Here is an 18436-nt window from a genome sequence, read left to right as displayed (position 1 = left end):
TCGTGCCCTCCGGTGTCATCGGTAGCCCGCCTCGGTGCGCCCTTGCCCCTGGCCGTACCGCTGGCCTTCCTGCTCGCCGACGGCGACGGCGACGTGCTTGTGGATCTCCTTGCCGGTCTCCGAGTTGGTCAGGACGACGAACCCGGTGCCGCGGTGGATGCGGCTGAGCAGCATGGAGCGGTATCCGGCCGCCTCGCCGACGTGGCCGAACTCGATGTCGCCGGCCGTGTCGTCGATGGAGGTGCCGAGGCCGTACAGGGCGTCGCGGTGGGCCACGGTGAGCAGCTCGGCGGCCAGGCGGCGCGGCAGGATCGCGCCGGACAGCCCCAGGTGGGCGCGGCGCACGCCGATGGCGACCTTGGCCAGGTCGGGCGCGGTGGACCACAGGCTGCCGGCGGCAAGCGCGGGCCGGACCAGCCAGCCGCCGGGCAGGGGCCGGCCGTCCTCGTCGTGGCCGTGCGCGACGGGCAGGCCGGACTTCCCGGGGAAGTCCAGGTCGTAGCTCGTCGCGGTCATGCCGAGCGGGTCGAACACCAGCTCGCGCATCAGCTCGGGGTAGGGCGTGCCGGTGACGTCGCTCATGAGCTGTTCGAGCACCCAGTAGTGGCCGTTGCTCTTGCGGAAGTGCTCGCCCGGCGGCAGCTCCATGCGGACGGCGGGCAGCAGGTCGAGCAGGCCCGGCATGCTCTGCCCTGGCGGGTAGTCGTCCTCGTCGGTCCTGGTGAGCCCGGCCTGGTGGCTGAGCAGCAGGCGGGGGGTGACCGCGCCGGGCAGGTCGCGGGGCAGCCGCCACGACGTCAGGTGGTCGTCGACGTCGTCGTCGAGGCCGAGCAGCCCGGCCTCGGCCAGGCGCAGCACGCCGATGGCCGTCAGGTGCTTGCCGATGGAGCCGGCCTGGAACAGCGTGTCGGGCGTGACCGGCGCGTCGCCGTCGGCCGACAGCCGGCCGTACGTGTGCGTCTCGACGTCCTGGCCGCGGATCACGGCGACCGCCACGCCGGGCACGCGGTGCCGGGCCATCGCGGGCAGCGGCGAGGGGATCGCGGCGGGTGCGGCCGGTTCGAGCAGCGTGGCGAGCTTGGCGAGGTGGTCGTCGGCGAGGCGGCGGATCGTGGCCTCGTCGTGCAGCGCCGCCGAGTACGTCCACGAGACCCACAGCCGGTCGCCGTGCACGCCCGCGTTGATCTCCAGCAGGTGCGTGCGCGGCCGGGCGGGGCCCTCGACGCCGGTCAGCCGCTCGGGCCGCAGGTCGAACCGGGCGCGGCGGGCCCGCCCCGCGGCGAGGCCCTGGCCGGTGTAGTTGAACAGCACCTGCGGGCTCTGCTGCGCGGCCAGCGCCTCGGCCAGGTCCTCGTCCGGGGAGAGCCAGCGGGCCACGCCGTGACCGATCCCCCGGTCGGGCACGGCTCTGAACTGGTCGCGCACGGACCGCAGCACCGCCTGCGGCCTGCGGCCGGGCGGCAGCCACGAGGCGAACGGGTGCACGCTGGTGAACCAGCCGACCGTGCGCGACAGGTCCACGTCGTCGAACAGGTCCTCCTGGCGGCCGTGGCTCTCGACGTCCACGAGGAAGCCGTCGCCGCCGCTCCACTCGCTCAGCGTCAGGCCGAGCGCCGCGAGGACGCTCTCCTCGGCCGTGGCCGCCTCGCCCGAGCGGTGCAGCAGCCGCGCCGTCAGGCTCTCCGGGAGGCCGGCGGTGAGCGTCCGCGCGTCGGCGTTCAGGTTGGGGCCCGGCCGGTCCACCGGCAGCACGGGCAGCGGGGCGTGCCGCAGCCAGTGGTGGGCCTGGGCGGCCGGCTCGGGGGAGCCGGCGTACTCGGCCAGGCGGCGGGCCCAGGCGCGGACGGAGGTGGTCTTGGCCGGCAGGCTCACCGGCCGGCCCGCTTCGAGCTGGGCGTAGGCCGTGTCGAGGTCCTCGGCCAGGATCGACCAGGACACGATGTCCACGGCCAGGTGGTGGACGCTGAGCAGCAGCCTGGTGCCGTCGGGCGACAGCGCCGCGCTGATCACCCGCCCTTCCGCCAGGTCGTGGCCCAGCTCGGCCTCGGTGCCCAGCAGCCGCTCCGGGGCGTGCTCGGCCAGGTGGGCGCGCTCGCCCTCGACGCGCAGCCGCAGCACGTCGTGGTGGCGGGTCAGCTCGCGCAGCGCCCGCTCCAGCAGGCCCGGGTCGGCGGGCGGATCGACGGTGAGCTCCGCCTGCTGCGCGAACGGCTCGTCGCGGCCCTCCTGCGCCAGGAACCAGCGCTGGATCGGCGTGAGCGGCAGCTCACCCGTGACCGGGCCCTGCTCGGCGTCGGCCGGGCCACGCCCCTGACCGGCGTCGATGGCGGCGGCCAGGTCGGCGATGGTCTCGTGCTGGTACATCATCATCAGCGAGATCGGCAGCCCCGCCTGCTTGGCGGCCCTGATCGCCTCGATCATGAGGATCGAGTGGCCGCCGAGCTCGAAGAACGTGTCCCGCACGCCCACCTCGGGCAGGTCGAGCACCCGCGCCCAGATGCCGGCCAGAGCGCGCTCGGTGGGTGTGCCGGGCGGCACGTGCGCGCCGCCGGTCGCCAGATCGGCCCGCTCCGGTGCGGGCAGGGCGCGGTGGTCTAGCTTGCCGTTGTGGTTGAGCGGCAGGGCGTCCATCCGCACGTACGCGGCGGGCACCATGTAGTCCGGCAACGAGCGCGCGAGGGCCGCCCTGAGCCGGGCCGGCTCGGCCTCGTCGCCGACCACGTAGGCGACCAGCCGCCGGTCCCCCGGCGTGTCCTCGCGGACGACCACGGCCGCCTGCCGCACCCCCGGCTGCTCCTGGAGCAACGCGGTGATCTCGCCCGGCTCGACGCGGTGGCCGCGGATCTTGACCTGGTCGTCGGCCCGGCCCAGGAACTCCAGGCTGCCGTCCGGCCGGCGCAGGCCCAGGTCGCCGGTGCGGTACCAGCGCGAGCCGGGCGGGCCGTACGGGTCGGGCACGTACCGGGCGGCGGTCAGCTCGGGGCGGCCGAGGTAGCCGCGCGAGACGCCCGCGCCGCCGATGTGGATCTCGCCCGGCACCCCGGCGGGCACCGGCCGGCCCCGCCGGTCCAGCAGCCGGATCCGCACGCCGGGCATCGGGCGGCCGATGGGGCTGCTGCCCGCCGCGAGCGCCGCGGCCGTGAGCCGGTGGAAGGTGGAGTTGGAGGTGGCCTCCGTGTTGCCGTAGACGTTGACCAGCACCGGACGGTCGAGGCCGAACCGCTCCACCCACGGGGCCAGCTCCGCCGGCTCCAGCTTCTCGCCGCCCAGCAGGACCGCGCGCAGCGCGAGCCGGTCCATCCGCGGGTCGCCGTCGGCGGCCAGCCGCACCAGCCCGTGGAAGGAGGACGGCGTCTGGTCGATCACGGTGACGTGCTCGCCGGCGAGCAGGTCGAGGAAGTCCTCCGGCGAGCGGGTCACCTCCTGCGGGACGACGACCAGCCGCCCGCCGTTGAGCAGCGCGCCGAACATCTCGCCCACCGCCACGTCGTTGGCGAAGGAGGCGTAGAGCGCCAGCACGTCGGTGTCGTCCAGCGACAGGTACGCGGCGTTCTCCCGCAGCAGCCACAACGCGTTGGCGTGGGTGACGCACACGCCCTTGGGGCGGCCGGTGGAGCCGGAGGTGTAGATGACGTACATGAGGTCGCCGGGCCCAGCCACCGGGGGCGGCGCGGTGGCGGGGCAGGCGTCGATCGCGGCGCGCTGCTCGTCCAGCAGCACCAGCGTGCCGGTGAACGCCTCGCGTACGACCGGGGCCAGCGCGGCGGTCGTGACGACCACGGACACGCCGCTGTCGGCGAGCACGTGCCCGAGCCGCGCCGCGGGCACGGCCGGGTCCAGCGGCACGTAACCGGCGCCGGACTTCAGCACGCCGAGCAGGGCCGGCGTCAGCTCGGGGCCCCGGTCGAGGCAGAGGCCGACCAGCGGCCCCGGGCGCAAGCCGCGCAGGTGGTGGGCGAGCCGGTTGGCACGGGCGTCCAGCTCGCGGTAGGTGAGGTGCTCGTCGCCGCTGATCACGGCGACGGCGTCGGGGCTGGTGCGCACGCGCGCCTCGAACGCCTCCACGACCGTCCCGTCCAGGCTGGGCGCTGACGCTTCGGTGACGTCGGCGTCCAGCTCGGGGTCACCGGGCGGAAGGTACGTGGCCAGCGCGTCACCGCGCGGGTCCGCGGCCATGGCTTCGAGCACCGCCCGGTACATCGCGGCCAGCCGGTCGGCGTTCGCCCGGCCGATCACGCCGGTGTGGGAGGTGATGCCGAGCTGCCCCGCGATCACGCCCACCGCGAGGGGGAACTCGGTGCCGCCCCCGGCCAGCGCGCCGCCCACGTCCACCAGCTCGGTGTCCACCTGCTCGAAGTCGAGGAAGGTGAAGATCGTCTCGATGAGCCGCCCGCCGTCGCCGGCCTCGCGCTGGATGGCCTGCATCGGGAAGGCGCGGTGCTGCCACACGCCGGTCTCGGTCCTGAACACCTCGGCGACCAGCTCGCGCCAGGTGGCCGCGCCGCGCCGGTACGGGAACGGCAGCGTGTTGAGGAAGAGCCCGTACACGCGGTCGGCACCGTCCACCTCGGGCCTGGCCTGCAGCACCAGCCCGCTGTGGAAGCTCTCCTGGTCGGTGAGCTGGCTGAGCACCTTGAGATGCGCGGCCAGCAGCACGCTCTTGAGCGAGGCGCCGGCGGCCCTGCCCAGCTCGCGCAGCCCCGGTTCGAGGTCGGCGACGGAGATCGTCAGCTCGTACGGCTCGGCCGGCCCCGGGTCCGCCCACGCGCCCGGCAACGTCAGCCGCTGGTGCTCGCCCACCACGCCGCGCCAGTAGGAGCGGTCCTCGGCGGAGTCGAGCGAGCGCAGCTCGGCGGCGACGAAGTCGGCGTACCGGACGGCGGGCAGCGGCTCCGGGTCGGGCTCGCGGCCGTCCCTGATCGCGCCGTAGTGGTCCAGCAGCTCCATCAGCATGGAGTAGTGGCTCCAGCCTTCGAGGATGGCGTGGTTCTCGCACACCGACAGCCACCACCCGCCGCCGGGCTCCAGGTGCACGGTGAGGCGCAGGAGCGGCGGCGCGTCGAGGGCGAACGGGGTGCGCTGCTCGGCCTCGGTGTGCCGGCGCACTTCCGCGGCGCCTCCGTCCCTGATCTCGACGGGCGGCTCGGCCTCGGCGTGCACGATCTGCAGCGGGACGGAGTAGCCGTCGAGGTCGAAGGAGGTGCGCAGCACCTCGTGCCGCTCGACGACGAGGCGGGCGGCGGCGCGGAAGGCGGCGGCGTCGAAGGGGCGCTCGTCGCGGACGCGGAAGGAGGTGACGTTCTGGTACAGGTGCTGGTCCTGGCTGGCCAGCAGCTCGACGAGGATGCCGAGCTGGGCCTGGGCCAGGGGATAGGCGTCCACCGCGCCCGCGGGCAGGCGCGCGCGGTCGCTGTCGGAGATCAGCGCGAACGGCTCCACCGGGGCGGGCCCGCCGGCCGCCGGGCCGCGTCCGGCCAGCCTGGCGGTGAGGGCGGCCACGGTGCCGTGCTCGAAGATGTCGCGGGCGTGGACGTCGAAGCCGTTCTTGCGGAGGGCTCCGACGAGGGCGACGGCGCGGATGGAGTGGCCGCCGAGGTCGAAGAAGTTGTCGTGCACGCCGACGCGTTCGACGCCGAGCACGTCCCGCCAGATGCCCGCCACCAGCTCCTCATCCGGGGTGCGCGGAGCCACGTAGTCCGGTCCGGCGCCCAGCGCCTCCCGGTCCGGAGCGGGCAGCGCCCGGCGGTCCAGCTTGCCGTTGTTGTTCAGCGGGATCGCCGGCACCCGCACGAACGCGGACGGGATCATGTATTCGGGCAGGGTGCGGCCCATCGCCTGCCTGAGCGCCGCCGGGTCCAGCTCCTCGGCCACGACGTAGCCGACCAGCCGCTTGTCCCCAGGGATGTCCTCGCGCACCACCACCACGGCGTCCCGCACGCCCGGCTGCTCCAGCAGCACCGAGACGATCTCCCCCAGCTCGATCCGGAACCCCCGGATCTTCACCTGGTCGTCCATCCGGCCCAGGAAGTCCAAGCTCCCGTCCGGACGACGCGCGGCCAGGTCACCGCTGCGGTACAGCCGCCCGCCCGCCGGGCCGGGGACGAAGCGTTCCGCGGTGAGGGCGGGGCGGTTGAGGTAGCCACGGGCGACGCCCGGGCCGCCGACGTAGATCTCTCCCGGCACGCCCACGGGGACGGGGTGCCCGTTGGCGTCGAGCAGGTGCACCTGGAGGTCTGCCAGCGGGTGGCCGACGGGGTTGCCCGCTCCTGGCCGGAAGTCCTCGGGTCGCAGGCGGTGGAAGGTGGTGTGGACGGTCGTCTCGGTGATGCCGTACATGTTCAGCAGCGCCGGCCGTTCGAGGCCGAACCGCTCCACCCACGGCACCAGCTCGGCCAGCTCCAGCTTCTCCCCCGCGAACACCACCGCCCGCAACCTGAGCCGATCCAGCCGCGCGTCCCCCTCACGCGCCAGCCCCACCAGCCCACGGAAGGCCGAGGGCGTCTGGTTGAGCACCGTCACCCCGTGCTCGACCAGCACCTCCACCAGATCATCCGGCGAGCGCGTCACCTCCTGCGACACCACCACCAACGTGCCGCCGTACAGCAGCGAGCCCCACAACTCCCACACCGACACGTCGAAGGCATAGGAGTGGAACAACGGCCACACATCGGAGGCGGAGAAGCCGTAGTGCCGCTCGGCCACCCGCAACAACCGCGACACGTTGCGATGCTCCAGCACCACCCCCTTCGGCCGCCCCGTCGAACCCGACGTGTAGATCACGTAAATCGGATCACCCGGCCGGCTGAAGGAGGCGGGGTTCGTGTCCGGAAGACCGGACAAGTCGGACTCGTCCAACGCGACGATCCGGCCGTCGAAGACCTGACGCAGCTCGGAAGCGAGGTCGGAGGTGGTGACGACCACCGACACGGCGCTGTCGGCCAGCATCGTGCCGCGCCGCTCCACCGGCACCGCCGGGTCCAGCGGCACGTAACCGGCGCCCGACTTGAGCACGCCGAGCAGGGCGGGGACGAGATGCGGGCCGCGTCCGAGGCAGACGCCGACCAGCGGGCCGGCCTCCAGCTCGCGCAGGTGGTGGGCCAGCCGGTTCGCCCGCGCGTTCAGCTCCCCGTACGACAACCGCTCCGCACCCGACACCACCGCCACAGCGTCCGGGCACGCCGCCACCCGCTCCTCGAACAGCTCGTGCACGCACCGCGAGGCGTCCGAGACCTCGGGGGTGAGCCCGGCGAGCAGCCGGCGGTCGGCGGCCGGCAGGAAGGTGGCGCGGGCGTCGCCGTGCGGGTCGGCGGCCATGGCCGCGAGCACGGCCGCGTACATCTCGGCCAGGCGGGCGGCGTCCGGCTCGCTGATCACGCGGGTGTCGACGGTGACGGCGACGTGGCCGACCCGTACGGCGACGTGCAGCGGGAACTCGGTGGGGCTGTCGTCGATGCTGGCCAGGTAGTCGACCAGCTCGGTGTCCACCTGGTCGAAGTCCAGGTAGATGAACATGCTGTCGACCAGCCGCTCCCCGGCCCCGTGCTGGATGGCGGCCATGGGGAACTGGCGGTGCCGCCACATCGCGGTCTCGGTGGCGAACACCTCGCCCACCAGCTCACGCCAGGTACGCGCGCCGCGCCGGTACGGGAACGGCAGCGTGTTCAGGTACAGCCCGTACACCCGGTCGGCGCCCTCGACCTCCGGCCTGCCGTGCAGGACGAGCCCGGTGTGGAAGGACTCCTGGTCGGTGAGCTGCGCGAGCACCTTCATGTGCGCGGCCAGCAGCACGCTCTTCAGCGGCACCCCGGCGGCGCCGGCCAGGGCGCGCAGCCCGGCCTCGTGCTCGGTGAAGGGGACGACGACCTGCCGCGTCGCGCGTGGCGCGCCGGACCGGTCGCCCCACGCGGGCGGCAGGGCCAGCTTGGGGTGACTGCCGGCGATGTCCTGCCAGAAGGCACGATCCTCAGGCGAGTCGAGTGAGCGTAGCTCGGCGGCGACGAAGTCGGCGTACCGCAGGTCGGGCAGCGGTTCAGGGGTGGGCTCGCGGCCGTCCCTGATCGCGCGGTAGTGGTCCAGCAGCTCCATCAGCATGGAGTGGTGGCTCCAGCCTTCGAGGATGGCGTGGCACTCCGTGACCGACAGCCACCAGGTCCGGTCGTCGCAGACGTGCGCGAACAGCCGGATCAGGCCGGGCCTGCCCAGGTCGAACAGCCGCCCGCGCTCGTCGGCGGTGAACGCGCGCAGCGCACGCTCGACGGCGGCCTCGCCGAGATGGCGCAGCTCGCGTACCTCGACGACCGGCTCGGCCTCGGCGTGCACGAGCTGGAGCGGGACGGAGTAGCCGTCGAGGTCGAAGGAGGTGCGCAGCACCTCGTGCCGCTCGACGACGAGGCGGGCGGCGGCGTGGAAGGCGGCGGCGTCGAAGGGGCGCTCGTCGCGGATCCGGAAGGAGGTGACGTTGTGGTAGTAGTTCCGCTCGTCGCCGGACATCAGCTCCAGCAGCATGCCCGCCTGGACGTGGGCGAGCGGGTAGGCGTCCACGACGCCGGCCGGCAGTGCCGCGCGGTCGTCGGCGGCGATCAGCTCGAACGGCCGGACGGTGGCCGTCTCTGCGGCGGCTGTGCCCGGGGCGGGCAGGTGCTCCATCAGCTCGGCGATGGTGCGGTGCTCGAAGATGTCGCGGACGGTGAGGTCGAAGCCGTTCTTGCGGAGGGCTCCGACGAGGGCGACGGCGCGGATGGAGTGGCCGCCGAGGTCGAAGAAGTTGTCGTGCACGCCGACGCGTTCGACGCCGAGCACGTCCCGCCAGATGCCCGCCACCAGCTCCTCATCCGGGGTGCGCGGAGCCACGTAGTCCGGTCCGGCGCCCAGCGCCTCCCGGTCCGGAGCGGGCAGCGCTCGACGGTCCAGCTTGCCGTTGTTGTTCAACGGGATCGCCGGCACCCGCACAAATGCCGAGGGGATCATGTACTCCGGCAGCGTGCGGCCCATCGCCTGCCTGAGCACCGCCGGGTCCAGCTCCTCGGCCACGACGTAGCCGACCAGCCGCTTGTCGCCAGGGATGTCCTCCCGGACCACCACCACGGCGTCCCGCACGCCCGGCTGCTCCAGCAGCACCGAGACGATCTCCCCCAGCTCGATCCGGAACCCCCGGATCTTCACCTGGTCGTCCATCCGGCCCAGGAAGTCCAAGCTCCCGTCCGGACGACGGGCCGCCAGGTCGCCGCTGCGGTACAGCCGCCCGCCCGCCGGGCCGAACGGGTCCGGCACGAACCGCTCCGCCGTCAGCGACGGGCGGTTGAGGTAGCCGCGCGCGACACCCGGGCCACCGACGTGGATCTCGCCGGGCACTCCTATGGGCACCGGGTTGCCGTGCTGGTCCAGGAGATAGACGGTCAGATCGGCCAGCGGGTGGCCGACGGGGTTGCCCGCTCCTGGCCGGAAGTCCTCGGGCCGCAGGCGGTGGAAGGTGGTGTGGACGGTCGTCTCGGTGATGCCGTACATGTTCAGCAGCGCCGGCCGTTCGAGGCCGAACCGCTCCACCCACGGCACCAGCTCGGCCAGCTCCAGCTTCTCCCCCGCGAACACCACCGCCCGCAACCTGAGCCGATCCAGCCGCGCGTCCCCCTCACGCGCCAGCCCCACCAGCCCACGGAAGGCCGAGGGCGTCTGGTTGAGCACCGTCACCCCGTGCTCGACCAGCACCTCCACCAGATCATCCGGCGAGCGCGTCACCTCCTGCGACACCACCACCAACGTGCCGCCGTACAGCAGCGAGCCCCACAACTCCCACACCGACACGTCGAAGGCATAGGAGTGGAACAACGGCCACACATCGGAGGCGGAGAAGCCGTAGTGCCGCTCGGCCACCCGCAACAACCGCGACACGTTGCGATGCTCCAGCACCACCCCCTTCGGCCGCCCCGTCGAACCCGACGTGTAGATCACGTAAATCGGATCACCCGGCCGGCTGAAGGAGGCGGGGTTCGTGTCCGGAAGACCGGACAAGTCGGACTCGTCCAACGCGACGATCCGGCCGTCGAAGACCTGACGCAGCTCGGAAGCGAGGTCGGAGGTGGTGACGACCACCGACACGGCGCTGTCGGCCAGCATCGTGCCGCGCCGCTCCACCGGCACCGCCGGGTCCAGCGGCACATAGCCGGCGCCCGACTTGAGCACGCCCAGCAGCGCCGGCACCAGCTCGGGGCCGCGTGCCAGGCACACGCCGACCAGGGGGCCCGCATTCAGCTCGCGCAGGTGGTGCGCCAGCCGGTTCGCCCGCGCGTTCAGCTCCCCGTACGACAACCGCTCCGCACCCGACACCACCGCCACAGCGTCCGGGCACGCCGCCACCCGCTCCTCGAACAGCTCGTGCACACACCGCGAGGCGTCCGAGGTCGTCTCGGCCGGGGGCAGCACGGCGGCCAGCTCGTCGGCGCCGAGCAGGTCGAGGCGGGACAGGCGGGTGCGAGGGTCGGCGGCCACGCTGGTCAGCAGGCGGCGGTAGTGCTCACCCATCCGCGTCATGCGGCCCTCGTCGAACAGGGCGGGCACGTACTCGATCGTGCAGGCCAGCGAGCCGTCGGGGGTCTCCTTGGCCAGCAGCGTCAGGTCGAAGCGGGAGACCCGCGAGCGGCCGGGCAGCGCCTCGGCCGTCAGGCCCGCCCACGACGGCTCCTCCTGGGCCGTCTCCAGCGTGAAGGCCACCTGGAACAGCGGGGTGCGCGACAGGTCGCGCTCGGGCTGCAGCTCGTCGACGAGCTGGGCGAAGGGCACCTCCTGGTGGTCGAAGGCGTCCATCACCGTGTCCCGCGTGCTCAGCAGCAGGTCGGCGAAGGAGGGGTCGCCGTCCCAGCGCGAGCGCACGACCAGGCTGTTGATGCAGTAGCCGACGAGGCCCTGCAGCTCGGGCCGGGTGCGGCCGGACACCATGGTGCCGACGGGGACGTCGGTCAGGCCCGTGTGCCGCGACAGCAGCGCCTGGAAGGCGGCCATCAGGACGGTGAACAGGGTGGTGCCGTGCTCGCGGGCCAGCTCGCGCAGCCGCCCGGCCAGCGGGGCGGGCACGTCGAAGGTGACGACGTCGCCCGCCCAGCTTCGGGTGGCGGGCCGGTTGCGGTCGGCGGGCAGGTCGAGGGGGCGCAGGCCGGTCAGCTGCTCGCGCCAGTACGCCAGCGACCGCTCGTACGACCGGCCGCGCTCCCAGGCGGCGTAGTCGGCGTACTGGACCTCGATCGGCGCCAGCGGTGACGGCGATCCCGAGGTGAAGGCGTTGTAGAGGGCGGACAGCTCGGTCACGACGACGCCGAGCGACCAGGCGTCGCAGGCGATGTGGTGGACGGCGAGCACGAGCACGTGGTCGTCGCCGGCCAGGCGCAGCAGCCGGGCCCGGACGGGCCACTCGGCGCTCAGGTCGAACGCGGTCAGCGCCTCGCTCTCCACGGCGTCCAGCGCCGCCCGCTCGTCGAGGCCACTGAGGTCGTCCACGGGCAGGCGCGTGCCGCGCGGCTCGTCGATGACCTGGGTGGGGTCGTCGCCGACCAGGACGTAGCGGGTGCGCAGGATCTCGTGCCGGGCGACGAGCTCCTGCCAGGCCCGTTCCAGCGCGCCGTGATCGAGCGGGCCGCGCAGGCGCAGCGCCAGGGGCACCAGGTACTCGGGGCTGCCGGGCTCCAGCCGGTTGAGGAACCACATCTGCTGCTGGCCGGGGGAGAGCCGCAGTGGCCCGTCGCGGTCGGCGCGGGCGATGCGGCCCTCCCGCCGCCCCTTCTTGGCGGCCAGGCGCGACCGGATGAGCTCGTCCCAGCGCCCGCCGGAGTCCGGCGCCGCGGTGGCGTGCGGCACCGCTGTGGAGTGCGGCACCGCTGTGGAGTCCGACGCCGATGTGGAGCCCGGCGCCGCCGTGGAGTCCGACGCTCCGATGCTCATGTCGCTCTCCTTCTGCCGATTACGCCAAATAACAAAGAAGGTCGCGGAGAATTACCGCCGACAATGTCCATGAACGCAGGCCGAAGTGCGGCGACAACCGCACGCCGGCCAATTGCAGCGATCAGGATTCCGTGCCGGACTATAGTTCTCCTATATCGCGGGGATATGTTGAAATCCCGCCGCCGGCCCGGCAGTATTCACTCGCATATCGCCCGCTGAACCCCAGAACCGGGCGTGCCGTCGAGTACGACTCATCCGGAGGATCGGCATGGAGACTTTTCATTTGACCGCCCAGGAACGGGCCCGGGTGGCCGAAGTGGCCGAGGAGGTTCAGGCGGATTGGGCCTCCTGGGACCCGTTGCGGTTCGCCGAGGAGGCGGCGGCCGCCGCGCACGGCCTGCCGCTGCGGCTGCGGCGCTTCCTGAGCGGCGTGCGCGCGTCCGAGGCCGACCTCGCGGTGGTGTCGGGGCTCCCGGTCGATCCGGCGCTGGCGCCCACCCCGGCGGGGTGGGACCTGGCGGCCAAGACCGGCGCGGGCCGGCGGGAGGAGCTGGTGCTGCTGCTGGTCGGTTCCGTGCTCGGGGAGCCGTTCGGGTGGGTCAACCAGCAGGACGGGCGGCTCGTGCACGACGTCGTGCCCGCTCCGGGCATGGAGGAGTCGCTCACCAGCGCCAGCAGCGCCGCCCAGCTCACGCTGCACACCGAGGACGTCTTCCACCCGTTCCGCTGCGACTACGTGTCGCTGTTCTGCCTGCGCAACCCCGACGAGGTGGGCACCACGTTCACCAGGATCGACGCGCTGGACTTCCCCGAGGACCTGCGGGAGGTGCTGTCGGAGTCGCGCTTCCGCTTCTACCCGGACGACTCGCACACCGGCGAGATACTCAACGCCATCGACGGGGAGCAGGTTCTGGGCAATCGGCGCAGCACGGTCGGCCCGGTGGTCTTCGGCCCGGCCGAGCACCCCTATCTGCGTTTCGACCGCGATTTCATGACCGCCGACCGGGACGACGAAAAGACCGCGACGGCCATCCAGGTCACCCATGACCTGCTGTGCGGGGCGGCCGAGCGGATCGTGCTGAAGCCGGGCGACGCGGTGTTCATCGACAATTACCGGATCGTGCACGGCCGCGAGCCGTTCCACGCCCGTTACGATGGAAATGATCGCTGGCTCAAGAGGCTCAACCTGATTCGCGACGTGCGCCGGATATACGCGGGCAACGGCGCCCGGCGCAGGATCATCACCTGAACGGATCCACCTGTTCATCCGACCGCCGATCATGTGGAGGTTCACGGGTGCTGAGCGTCGCGTTGAGCACACTCCGTACGCGCTGGGTCGCCTTTTCCGGCGCCTTCGTCGCGCTCGCACTCGGTGTGGGGATCATCGCCACCATCGCGCTGGTGATGAGCTCGGCGATCGAGGGCTACGACCGGGATCGCACCGCCATGACGGGCACCGTGGTGCTGCTCGGGGTGTCCGCCGGCGTGGCGGGCTTCGTCACCATCTTCGTGGTGGCCTCGACGTTCGCCTTCGCCGTCATCCAGCGCACGCGCGAGCTGGCGCTGCTGCGCCTGGTGGGGGCCACGCCGCGGCAGGTGCGGGGGATGATCCTGGCCGAGGCGCTGCTGCTCGGCGGCGCGGGCTGCGTCGCCGGCTGCCTGATCAGCCTGGCGGGCGCGCCGGCGCTGGCCGCCACGCTGGTGTCGGGCGGCATCGCGCCGTCCTGGTTCCGGGCCGGGATCTCGCCGGGGCCGCTGCTGCTCGCCTGCCTGGCGGGCCTGGCGGTCGCGGTGCTGGGCGTGACGGCGGCGTCGCGGCGGGCGGCGACCGTGCGCCCGACGGAGGCGCTGCGCGAGTCGACCGGCGAGACGCCCGGCTCGCGCCGCGTGTGGTCGGCGCGCACGTGGTGGGGGCTCGGCTTCCTGGTGGTGGCGCTCATGGGGATGGGCGTGATCGCGGTGGCGCTGCCGGAGATCTCCACGGTGCCGGTGGTCTACCTGTGGGTGCTGCTGATGCCGATCGCGGCGGCGGCGCTGCTCGCGCCGGTGCTCACCCCGGCCCTGCTCAGGCTGCTGACCTGGCCGTGGGCGCGGGGCGGCGCGATCGGCGTGCTCGTCCGCGAGAACACCCTGACCATGGTCCGGCGCACGGCCGCGACGGCCGTGCCGGTGCTGCTGACGGTCGGGCTGTCGCTCACCCTGCTCGGCGCGCTGGAGACGATCGGCCAGGCCCGGGTGGCGGAGGCGGCCGGCCAGGTGCGCGCGGGGCACGTGCTCGTCCCCGCCGGCGGCTCCGGCATCGGCGCCGCCGCCCTCGAACGGGCCCGGTCGGTGCCCGGCGTGGAGGTCGCCGCGCTGTCGCCGGTGACCGTGCGGCGCACCGACGACTTCGGCGTCACAGAAGACCTCTTCGGCTACGCCACCGACCCCGGGCCGCTGGCCGCGACCACCGACCTGCCGCTGGCGGCCGGGTCGCTGCGGGCGCTCGGCCGTGACTCCATCGTGGTGAACGAGGCGTGGGAGGTGGACGTCGGCCGGCGGGTCGAGGTGACGCCCGAGGGCGGGCGGCCGGTGCGGCTGACGGTCGCCGCGGTGGTCGAGGGCGGCGTCGGCGGCGCCGACTTCTACCTCGACGCCTCGCGCGCCTCCGGCGTCCCGGCGGAGCTCGCGTACGTGCGGGCCCCCGCCGAGGCCGCCGCCGCGCTGCGCGAGGCGATGAAAGGCACCGGCGTCACCCTTCTGACCAGGGACGAGTGGGCGGCCACGGTCCGCGACAGCGACCAGGGCACCAGCGTGATCGGCATGATGGTGACGCTCGGCATCGCCGTCGTCTACAGCTGCATCTCGATCGTCAACACCATGGTGATGGCCGCCGCGGGCCGCCGGCGCGACCTGGTCATGCTGCGCCTGGCCGGGGCGACCCGGCGGCAGGCGGTGCTGTCGCTGCTGGCCGAGTCGATCGTGGTGGTCGCGGTCGGGATGGTGCTGGCCGCGGTCGCGGCGGCGGTCGGCTTCGCCGGGCTGCTGGCCGCGCTCACGCGGCTGCTGCCCGCCGCCTCGCTCACGATCCCGTGGGCTCCCGTCGTCGCGCTCACCGCCGCCGGCGCGTTGCTCGCGATCGTCGCGACCACGCTGACCGCCGGCGCGACGCTGCGCGCCCCCGCCCTGGCCCGCGCCGTGGCGGCCGAATGACCCACCCCGGAGAGCCGAGTGACCCGGAGAAACGGATGACCGCCATGGAACTCGCCGTCGAGCTGCGCTCGGTCCGCAAGACGTACGGCTCGGGGGAGGGCACGGTGACCGCGTTGGCGGGGCTGAGCGCCGCCTTCCCCGCGGGCAGCTTCACGGCCGTGATGGGGCCGTCGGGGTCGGGCAAGTCCACGCTGCTGCAGTGCGCGGCCGGGCTCGACCGGCCCGACTCGGGGCAGGTGCTGCTCGGCGGCACCGATCTGGGCACGCTCGACGAGCACCGGCTGACGTTGCTGCGTCGAGACAGGATCGGGTTCGTCTTCCAGTCGTTCAACCTGGTCAGCGCGCTGACGGCGGCTCAGAACGTCCGGCTGCCGCTGCTGCTGGCGGGGCGCAGGCCGTCGGAGGAGGAGGTCGGGCGGGCGCTGTCGGCCGTCGGGCTGGCCGAGCGGGCCACGCACCGGCCCGGCGAGCTGTCCGGCGGCCAGCAGCAGCGGGTGGCCATCGCCCGCGCGCTGATCACCAGGCCCGACGTGCTGTTCGCCGACGAGCCCACCGGGGCGCTCGACACCCGCAGCGGCAAGGACGTGCTGGAGCTGCTGCGCGACGTCGTGGACCGGCACGGATCCACCGTGGTCATGGTGACGCACGACCCCGTCGCCGCCTCCTACGCCGACGCGGTGGTGTTCCTCACCGACGGGCAGGTGATGGACCGGCTGACCGGCCCGACCGCCGACCAGGTGGCCGCCCGCATGACGAAGCTGGAGCGCGGATGAGCCGCCGCGACGACCCCTGGCTGCGCCGCTTCCACCAGCCGGGCGAGGGCGCGCCGGCCCTGGTGTGCTTCCCGCACGCCGGCGGCGCCGCCAACTCCTACCTGCCGCTGTCGCGAGCCCTCTCCCCGCACCTGGACGTGCTGGCCGTGCAGTATCCGGGCCGGCAGGACCGCTTTACCGAGCCGTGCGTGGCGGACGTGCGGGCGCTGGCCGACGAGGTGTTCGTGCGGCTGCGCGGGCGGGGCGGGCCACCGCCGGCGCTGTTCGGGCACAGCATGGGGGCGGCCGTCGCGTACGAGGTGGCACGGCGGCTGGAGGACGACGGGGGCGCGGTGGCGCACCTGTTCGTGTCGGCCGCGCGCGGCCCGGCCTGGGACCGGCCGGAGCGGGTGCACCTCAAGGACGACGCCGGGCTGCTGGCCGAGATGCGGCGGCTCGACGGCACCGAGGACGCGCTGCTGGCCGACGCCGAGCTGATGAGCCTCGTCCTGGGCATGGTCCGCAGCGACTACAAGGCCATCGAGACCTACCGGCACACGCCCGGCACGGCCGGGTGCCCGGTGACCGCCCTGGTGGGCACGCACGACCCGAGCACCAGCACGCCCGCCGCCCGCTCCTGGGAGCGGCACACGCGGGGGGCGTTCCGGCTGGTGGAGTTCGCGGGCGGGCACTTCTACCTGAAGGAGCACTGGGCCGGCGTGGCGGCGGCCATCAGGTCAGCGCTGAGCCCCGCTCCTGGGGTCCGTTGACGGGCGGGTCGAAGAAGAACTCGTCGGCCACGTCGGAGTAGGCGATGTCGAGGGCGTTGGCGATGAACAGCTCGCGCATGAGCTGCCGGTTGACCTCGCCGTCGGGCATCACCTGGAGCTGGCCGGGGTTGACCAGCACCACGCCGGCGCGGTGCACCCCGAACCGCTGGGCGAGCAGCTCGCGGATCACCCCCGCCAGCGGTGGGAGCTGCGCGGCCGGGCACATCGCGGCCGGCTGGGCGACGACGATGATCTCGTTGCGGCTGGCCGGGGCGGCGAACGCGCTGCACGCGAGCACGGCGTCGTGGCCGAGTATGGCGCGCTCGACCCGGCCGAGGTCGAGGTAGCGGCCGCTGTAGACGGTGACGTCGCGCATGAGGCCGGTGACGTACAGCTCGCCGTCGACGATGCCGCCGAGGTCGCCGCTGCGGACGAAGCCCTGCTCGCCGGCGCCGGTTACCTGGCCGAACCGCTCGGCGGTCAGGCGTTCCTTGCGCCAGTAGCCGGAGGCGACGCTCGGGCCGCGGACCCAGATCTCGCCGATCCGGCCCTCGGGCAGCACGCCGGAGGTCACCGGGTCGACCACCCGCAGGTCGGGCTCGGGCGCCGCGCCGAGCGCGAGCAGGTCGAGCGCGTGCGGGCCGGTGGCGGGCGCGAGCAGGTTGCGGTCGAGCGAGCGGACGTCGAAGCGGCGGGCGCCGACCGCGCAGCCGGGCGCGCCGATGGTGGTCACCAGCGTGGCCTCGGCCAGGCAGTACGCGGTGCGCAGCGCCTCGGGCCGCAGCCCTACCCCGGCGAAGCGTTCGGCGAAGCGGCGCATGGTGCCGGCCTCGGCCGGCGAGGTGTCGCTCATCTCGACGAGCAGCGCGTGCCGCCAGCGGGACAGGTCGAGCCCGTCGAGCCGGTCGTCGATGATCTCGTTGAGGCACAGCTCGTAGCCGAAGTTGGGGGCGGCGCTGAACTCGACGCCGTGCTTGCTGATCAGCCCCAGCCAGGTGGCCGGATCGGCGCAGAACACCTCGGGCGGCATCAGCACGGCGGTGCCGCCGCTGACGAGCGGCGCGAGCAGCGCGGTGACGAGGCCCATCGGGTGGTGCAGGGGCAGCCACCCGCCCGCCCGCACGCCGGGCCCGAGCCCGCACTCCGCGGCCAGCACCGCGCAGTTGTGCAGGACGTTCGCGTGGGAGACCGCGACGCCGATCGGGCCGCCGGCCGGGCCCGCGGTGTAGTGCAGCAGCGCCTGGTCGCCGCCGCGGCGCAGCGGCTCGACCCAGGTGGAGGGGTCTTCGGGCTGGATGACGTCGGTGGCCACGCACTCGTGGGTGCCGAGGTCGTCGTGGGTCAGCCAGGCGTAGACGGCCTCGGCGTGCGCGCCGTCGGTGAGCACCAGGCGGGCCTCCGCGTCGAGCGCGATGCCGGTGAGCGTGCTCAGATGGTGGTCGGTACGGTACGGCAGCGGCACGGGGACGGGCACGACGTCGGCGTAGAAGCAGGCGAGCAGGCTCTTGACGAACTCGACGCCGGTGGGGAAGCACAACAGCACCCGGTCTCCGGGCCGGCACACGCTCTGCAGCCAGGCGGCCAGCGACGTGGCCGCCACGTGCAGGTCGCGGTAGCCGATGCGATGTCCGGGGCCGTCGCCTTCCTCGACGAGAACGGCTGTCTGGAAGGGCATTTCCCGCACGCGCTCGACGATGGCCTCGAATATCGACTCTTTCCGCACGCCAGCTCCTTCGGCTGTCTTCCGGGCGTGCCCCGGCGGGGGTCCACCGTGAATTTACCTGGAATAACCGT

General features: G+C 73.6%; 6 protein-coding genes. 4 read left to right on the top strand and 2 right to left on the bottom strand.

From position 1 onward, the window contains the following. Positions 1 to 15: 15 nt before the first annotated feature. On the bottom strand, positions 16 to 11928 hold the full coding sequence (locus HCN51_RS44225; RefSeq protein ID WP_168017964.1) for a non-ribosomal peptide synthetase: 11913 nt from the start codon (positions 11926 to 11928) through the stop codon (positions 16 to 18). A 268-nt stretch (positions 11929 to 12196) separates the two neighbouring features. Between HCN51_RS44225 and HCN51_RS44220 the strand changes: the two genes are divergently transcribed. From HCN51_RS44220 to HCN51_RS44205, 4 genes are read left to right on the top strand one after another with little or no spacing between them, the layout of a single operon-like run. After that, complete coding sequence (locus HCN51_RS44220; RefSeq protein ID WP_206068594.1) at positions 12197 to 13177, top strand: TauD/TfdA family dioxygenase; 981 nt, start codon at positions 12197 to 12199, stop codon at positions 13175 to 13177. 47 nt (positions 13178 to 13224) lie between these two features. Next, the gene (locus tag HCN51_RS44215; protein ID WP_168017963.1) at positions 13225 to 15120 is read left to right on the top strand and encodes an FtsX-like permease family protein; all 1896 of its coding nucleotides are present in this window, start codon (positions 13225 to 13227) and stop codon (positions 15118 to 15120) included. A gap of 44 nt (positions 15121 to 15164) precedes the next feature. Continuing rightward, positions 15165 to 15893 carry an ABC transporter ATP-binding protein gene (locus HCN51_RS44210; RefSeq protein WP_206068604.1) on the top strand — a complete coding sequence of 243 codons (729 nt, stop codon included), beginning with the start codon at positions 15165 to 15167 and terminating at the stop codon, positions 15891 to 15893. Beyond that, entirely contained in the window at positions 15890 to 16642 is a 753-nt protein-coding gene (locus HCN51_RS44205; RefSeq protein ID WP_168017961.1) for a thioesterase II family protein, read from the top strand. The genes HCN51_RS44210 and HCN51_RS44205 overlap by 4 nt, the downstream gene beginning before the upstream one ends. Here the strand turns inward: HCN51_RS44205 and HCN51_RS44200 are convergent. Then, the gene (locus HCN51_RS44200; RefSeq protein ID WP_168017960.1) at positions 16605 to 18365 is read right to left on the bottom strand and encodes an AMP-binding protein; all 1761 of its coding nucleotides are present in this window, start codon (positions 18363 to 18365) and stop codon (positions 16605 to 16607) included. The genes HCN51_RS44205 and HCN51_RS44200 overlap by 38 nt on opposite strands. Positions 18366 to 18436 lie beyond the last annotated feature (71 nt).

Origin of the sequence: Nonomuraea composti (assembly GCF_012034275.1) — a bacterium.
Lineage (GTDB): Bacteria > Actinomycetota > Actinomycetes > Streptosporangiales > Streptosporangiaceae > Nonomuraea > Nonomuraea composti.
The sequence above is the reverse complement of the archived record's forward strand: the minus strand, read 5'-3'. Positions and strand labels throughout refer to the sequence as shown.